This is a genomic window from Patescibacteria group bacterium (genome assembly GCA_026397045.1).
GTDB lineage: Bacteria > Patescibacteriota > Saccharimonadia > CAILAD01 > BJGX01 > JAPLVO01.
In genome coordinates this window covers 83882-89984 of sequence record JAPLVO010000008.1, presented here as the reverse complement: position 1 = coordinate 89984, position 6103 = coordinate 83882, and the positions used below count along the sequence as shown (strand labels likewise).

The 6103-nt window shown below is 40.6% G+C and carries 6 protein-coding genes and 1 tRNA gene; 6 read left to right on the top strand and 1 reads right to left on the bottom strand.

Annotation, left to right across the window (positions count from 1 at the left end; translation table 11 throughout):
• On the top strand, positions 1–381 hold a 381-nt coding region (locus tag NT111_01240), incomplete at its 5' end, for a hypothetical protein (GenBank protein MCX6804628.1).
• Positions 382–2090: 1709 nt separating this feature from the next.
• On the opposite strand, the gene NT111_01235 is transcribed toward NT111_01240, so the two are convergent.
• Positions 2091–2167, bottom strand: a tRNA-Trp gene (locus NT111_01235).
• Between the two features lie 174 nt (positions 2168–2341).
• On the opposite strand from NT111_01235, the gene NT111_01230 reads away from it, so the two are divergent.
• The 5 genes from NT111_01230 to NT111_01210 are packed head-to-tail and all read left to right on the top strand — an operon-like array spanning position 2342 to position 6101.
• A complete protein-coding gene (locus tag NT111_01230) occupies positions 2342–3028 on the top strand; it encodes an ABC transporter ATP-binding protein (GenBank protein ID MCX6804627.1) in 687 nt (228 codons plus the stop codon).
• On the top strand, positions 3018–4220 hold the full coding sequence (locus NT111_01225) for an FtsX-like permease family protein (GenBank protein MCX6804626.1): 1203 nt from the start codon (positions 3018–3020) through the stop codon (positions 4218–4220). The genes NT111_01230 and NT111_01225 overlap by 11 nt, the downstream gene beginning before the upstream one ends.
• A 45-nt stretch (positions 4221–4265) precedes the next feature.
• On the top strand, positions 4266–4832 hold the full coding sequence (locus tag NT111_01220; protein MCX6804625.1) for a sigma-70 family RNA polymerase sigma factor: 567 nt from the start codon (positions 4266–4268) through the stop codon (positions 4830–4832).
• The gene (locus NT111_01215) at positions 4832–5350 is read left to right on the top strand and encodes a hypothetical protein (protein ID MCX6804624.1); all 519 of its coding nucleotides are present in this window, start codon (positions 4832–4834) and stop codon (positions 5348–5350) included. Before NT111_01220 ends, NT111_01215 begins: the two co-directional genes overlap by 1 nt.
• Positions 5340–6101 (top strand): hypothetical protein, encoded by a 762-nt coding sequence (locus tag NT111_01210; protein MCX6804623.1) that lies wholly within the window; start codon positions 5340–5342, stop codon positions 6099–6101. The genes NT111_01215 and NT111_01210 overlap by 11 nt, the downstream gene beginning before the upstream one ends.
• The last annotated feature ends 2 nt before the right edge of the window (positions 6102–6103 follow it).

The following is a 6103-nucleotide window of genomic DNA, read 5'->3' as shown; positions in this document are numbered from 1 at the left end:
TTCGACTATCGAGTTGAGTTATCTTCTACCAATTGCCACTTTGGAGGTAAACGCTGGTGGTTAATATGCCCTCTTGCTGTTGATGGCAAGCTCTGTAACCGTAGAGTTAGAATAATCTATAAAAGTGGCAGTTACTTTGGCTGTCGTGCATGCCACAATCTTTGTTACTCTGTTCAGAATGAGAACCACCACTATTACAATAACAAAATATTCAAAATTCTCGAATCTGAGATGAAAGCTGAAGAGCTGCTTGAGAAGATTAGGTTTCAATACTATAACGGCAAGCCAACCCGGAAAATGAAGCGTTATATTGAGCTTAGAAGGCGTTCTATTGATAGCTATAGGGCTTGGGAGGAAATTGATGATTTACTTAAGCGTTAGGAGTATAATTAGTGTGTTGACCCATTCCATATTCATAATCACGATTATTTTATTTGCCTTGCTGCCTTTGTGGGCGGTTCTGCCAGTAAAGCTAATCTTCGTGGTTAGTGGAATTGGGTCAACCAGAACTGCCCATTTAGTTAGGAGGAAATATGAAGCCTAGATATATATCATATGTTAGAAAATCAACTGAGCAAGAAGAAAGACAATCACTCTCTATTCCTGCACAAAAACGCAAGATAAAAGAGCTATTCCCAGATATTCATATAGCTAAAGTAATAGAAGAAAGTAAAAGTGCCTTTAAAACAGGGCGGCTTGGCTTTGAAGAAATGATGCGAATGCTCGATACTGGCGAAGCTGACGGCATAGTTGTTTGGCACCCAGATAGACTTTCTAGAAACGAGATAGATGCAGCAGCAGTTACTTACAGAATCCGCACTGGAATTATTAAAGATATTAAGTTTGGATCATATACCTTCGATAACTCCCCTGAAGGCATGATGATGTTACAAATGACTATGTCGCAATCGCAATACTTCTCTTCTAAGCTCAGCAAAGATGTAAAGCGTGGTAATGATGAACAGCGCAAACGGGGCTGGCTAACCGGCCGGTCAATTGAAGGATACCTTAACGAACGTAGCTCTGACGGTGCAGATTATGGAATAATCGTAAAGGACCCAGAAAGATTCGACTTACGCAGACAAATGTGGGATTTAATGTTGACCGGGCGATATAGCGTGCCACAAATTGTAAAGATTGCCAACGAAGAATGGGGCTACTTAACTAGAGGAAGTAAAAAATTCCCCGGTAGACCACTAACACGTAATAACATATATATGATGTTTAATAACCCCCGATATGCTGGCAAAATACCGGTGCCTGGTACTCAAACTGAGTTTACCAAAGCATCATATCCAAAAATGGTTACCGAAGAAGAATATAATCTTGTTCAAGAATTGTTAGGCCGTAAAGGTTGCCGAAAGCTTACAACAAAGAAAATGTTTACATTTAGAGGTGCAATTACCTGCGGCGAGTGTGGAAGTATGATTACCGCAGAAGATACTGTAAAACGTTATAAGAATGGTTCGAGCCGGGTATACAAATACTACCACTGTACTCTGAAAAAAGGCTGCAACCAGCACAAATTTGTTCGAGAAGAGGTACTACAAGAGCAATTAGAAGATTTACTCAGTCAATACACGATTTTACCTCAATTCAAAGAATGGGCACTAGAAGCACTAAGAGAACAGAACAAATCTGAGACAGTAGATATTGAATCAATTATCACAAGCCAAGACCGTACAATTGAATCGTGCCACAAGCAAATCAATGGGCTGATTGATATGGCTGCTAGAGAACTAATTACTGAAGAGCAATTTTCGGCAAAGAAGCTAGAATTAGAAAAGCATATTGTTGTTTTAGAGAAAGAGCGTGAAGATACTAAGAATCGCGCAAATAGTTGGTATAAGACCGCTGTAGAGACTTTCGAACTTGCGGTTCATGGTAGAAAGCGCTTTTTAGAGGGTGATATTGAAGATAAAAAAGAAATTCTACGGAACATAGGTTCGAACCCCATTCTTATAGGTGGTGAATTGCAGATTACACCACACGCTTGGATGAAGCCTATTGGTAAGGACTATAAAAAGCTAGAGGCAGAATACTTAAAGGTTAGAACCCTCCATCAACAGATACAAAAAGACGCTTTAGCGTGGCAGGGGTGGCAGGAATCGAACCCGCGGCCTTCGGTTTTGGAGACCGACGCTCTAGCCATCTGAGCTACACCCCTATAGTAAAAGAAGTAATTATTTTAAGGCCGAAGTGTAAAGTTAAGTGCCAACAAGAGCATTGGAAACTAACTGGTTTTTAATCTTGATAGGCCAGCATGCTATATTTTACCAAAAATATGTAATAATTTCACCTAGTAGGCAGTGTAAGCATAAGCTATAATAGGTAAATAGCAATGCTCAAAGCAGAAAACATAAGTAAGATTTATAGGCTAGGTGATGTAGAGGTACCAGCTCTTAATAATTTTAATATAAATATTAAGGAGGGCGAGATGCTCTGTATTATGGGCAGAAGTGGTTCTGGCAAAAGCACTCTCCTAAGAGCCCTGGGCCTCATCGACACCCCTACTAAAGGCAGAATAAGCCTACTTGACCAAGATGTAGGAAGGTTATCTGAAAAGCGCCGTTCATATATTAGGCTTTCACGAATGGGCTATGTATTCCAGGAATACGCTTTACTATCAGAGTTAACGGCCCTAGAAAATGTCTATTTACCTGCCAAGATGCTGGGCAAGTGGGCTAAGGACTACAAAGAGAGAGCCATTACGCTCCTTGACGCAGTCGGGCTCCTAGATAGGATGAATCACCTTCCTAGGCAGCTATCTGGCGGGCAGCAGCAGAGGGTAGCGATAGCTAGGGCGATGGTCAATAAGCCACAGATTTTATTTGCCGATGAACCTACCGCCAACCTCGATTTGTTATCAGGCAAAAATGTTATGGAGACCATGTACTGGCTTAATAGAAAATTCAAGACGACTGTGGTGTTTGTTAGCCACGATAAAAGCGACTCGAAGTATGCTAGTCGTACTATATATTTGTCCGATGGAAGGCTATTTAATCCTGGGGAACGCAATGAGGCGTAGTTTAGTAGTAGCAGGGTTTTTAGCTAGAAAGCTGGTTCTGAGATCCAACTGGGGGCTAAACATTATGGCGGTTCTTATGATAGTTCTAGTATATATCAACATCAACTTCACATCATCACTGCTTAATGGCTTCATAGGTACGGTAAATAATAAATTGATTTCGGCCCAGACTGGAAATATTATTGTATTTTCTAACTCAAACTCAGGTATCTCAGATTCGGGTAAGCTAATTGATTCTATATCTAGTATTCCTGGTGTGGAGGGAGTAACAGGAAGCAGATCTTTGCCTGCCCAGATATCAAGAGACGGCAAGAAAACAGTGGCTGAAGTAAGCGGAATAAATACAGATAGCTATGGAGATGTATTTATCACCCCAAAAAATATGATCGAAGGTGAATTTATAAATAAAGACGACAAAGATAAGATCGTGCTAGGGGCCCAAATTGCCGGCGCAGACATTAGTAGGCTTGAGCTATATTCAGACAGCCTTAAAAATGTCCATGCTGGCGATAAAGTAATGGTGAGTTTTTCTACAGGTACTCAAAAAGAATATACGGTAAAGGGAATATTTTTAAATGAGTTTTTTGAGTCAGATATCAAAACCTTCCTAAGCAATACTGAATTTGACGCAATTGAGCCAAATTCGAATATAGAAAATATCAATATTAAGCTTTCAGCTCAAGCAAGTGAGTCGACAGTTATTGATAACATAAAGTCCATTAGATCGGACCTAGAATTTAGAACTTGGCAGGAAAGGTCTGGCTATGTAAGGGGTTTTACAGATACTCTTACCACAGTAAACCGGATACTAAGAATCGTAGCCTTGCTAGTGGCTGCTGTAACTATATTTATTGTCACCTATGTGGATTTAGTCAGCAAGAGGAGGCAAATCGGTATAGAAAGAGCTATAGGGATTAGTTCGCCGACGATTATCAGCTCTTATCTCTTTAGGGCTGGGTTCTACACACTAGTAGGCTCCGCCATTGGCGCTGCAATATTTATTTGGGTAATCGTACCTATCGAGAGAACCTACTCATTTACATCGCCCTATGGTAAGGTTCTTCTGGCTGTAGACTTTAGGTTCATGGTAATAAACACAGTTATATTGCTTTTAGTCGGCCTAGTAGCGGCACTGGTACCAGCTTGGCGCACTATAAGAATATCTATAATAGACGCAATTTGGGGGAACTAGTGTATAATTTTTTGATGTCACAAAAAAGCAGCTTAGATCGTTATTATGACTGAACATAACCAGCAAGATCACCTTTTGGCCTTGGTGACTTCGGCGCAGGCTGGGGATGAAGCAGCTTTCGAAAGCCTATATGAGGAATTTTACGAGCCAATTCTGCGTTATATTTCATTTAGAGTGCCAACTAGGGATGACGCCGAAGATCTAGCCCAGCAAGTATTTATTCGCTTTTACAAGAATCTTGCGAATTGGACAGATCAAGGCTATTCTCCACTGGCCTATATATTTACGATCGCCCGGAGCGTAATTGCAGACTACTGGAGGTCAAATAAGAATCGGCCCATTGAAGGCTCAGAGGCAATCTTGCCTTTTTTGGTAGATACTTCTCCAAGGCCAGAGGAGCAGGCTTATAGTAAGCAGAAAATTCAGGAAATATTATCAGCCATTAGTAGGCTGCCAGCTAACTATCAGGAGGTAGTAAGCCTTAGGCTGGTGAGTGGGCTATCTAATACAGAGATATCTAAGATAATTTCAAAGAGTAACCCAGCAACGAGAAAGTTATACTCTAGGGGTATACAAAAGTTGCAATTGGAAATAAACAAGGATAGAGAATAATGAAATATTATCAAGAAGCATTAGAATATCATTTAGAACATCGGTTAACAAAAGTAGCCCCAAAGTTTAGGGTTAAATTGACTGATGCTCAAATTTCAAGCATAGAACAATGCTTGAGCACGCAGGAGTCATTGTCTGCAATAAGGGTCAAAAGTACCACTGGGAGAACCTCATTCGAGAAGGCCCTGCGCGGGATAGATTCGGCATCTAATTTGGATAAAGTAAAACACAAGCCTAGTTGGCTTGGAAGTATCAAGGTAGCTTCTTCTGCTATGGCAGTCGTACTAGTATTTGTAGCAATTGGAGGGTATGCGACTATAAGTGGTACTACGCCGGTCGATACCCTGAGCAGCTCATCGGTCAAGCCCAACGGCAGCTTAGAGAACCTAAGCAATCTCAACATTGCTGATGCCCAAAATGATACCAATAATTCTTATATCGACACCACAGCCGAAGATTCTGCAAAAGTAACTGTTTCTAGCATGTCAACAATAGATGAGGCTTTAGATGAAAACTAATAATAATCCAATCAAAATATTTATCTCCATTATCTCGCTGTTGCTGCTTAGCCTTGTATTGATGCCAGCTAGTGCTTTTGCTATGCCCATAATCGCCATGGGAGAAACAAATTTCTGTGCAGGCCAGGAGTCATCATCTCTGAAAATTGGCGATAAGCTAGCTGCCCTTAAAAATAAAAGAGACCAAAACAGGGATCTAATCAGTAGCAACAGAACACCCCAAAGTAAACCCGAACAAAAGTTAAAGTCTATACGCCAGTCGGCCGACGAAAAGAGAGAAGAACACTTTAGGCAGATATTACTCAAGTCTAGAACCCCAGAGCAAGCCGCTGCAATAGATAGTTATAAAAGTAAAATAGTCAGCGCAATCAGCGCAAGAAGAGAAGGCGTAGATCGAATAAGAATTGATTTTAAAAATAAAATAACTGAGCTTTCAGATCGTCACATACTTCTTGATAAGCAGAACGACTTGTCTTTAGTATCAAGGTTCGAGACTTTATCCAGTGAGGCGAAAATATCCTGCGCCGCGGGGGTAGATAGCCAAATAGTCTCAGAAAAATTTAGCACAGATATCGAATCTGCTAGGGCCCAGTTCCGTAAAGGTGTAGAGTCATTATCTAAAAATAAAGATGAACTTGATGCACTTATTATTTCTAAAAATCAGGCAATAGATAGCGTGCTTGCAGAGTATGATCAAAAAAGCTATGACTACAAAGGCCAGCTTCTTGAAGAACTTAGTAAATATAATTAGCT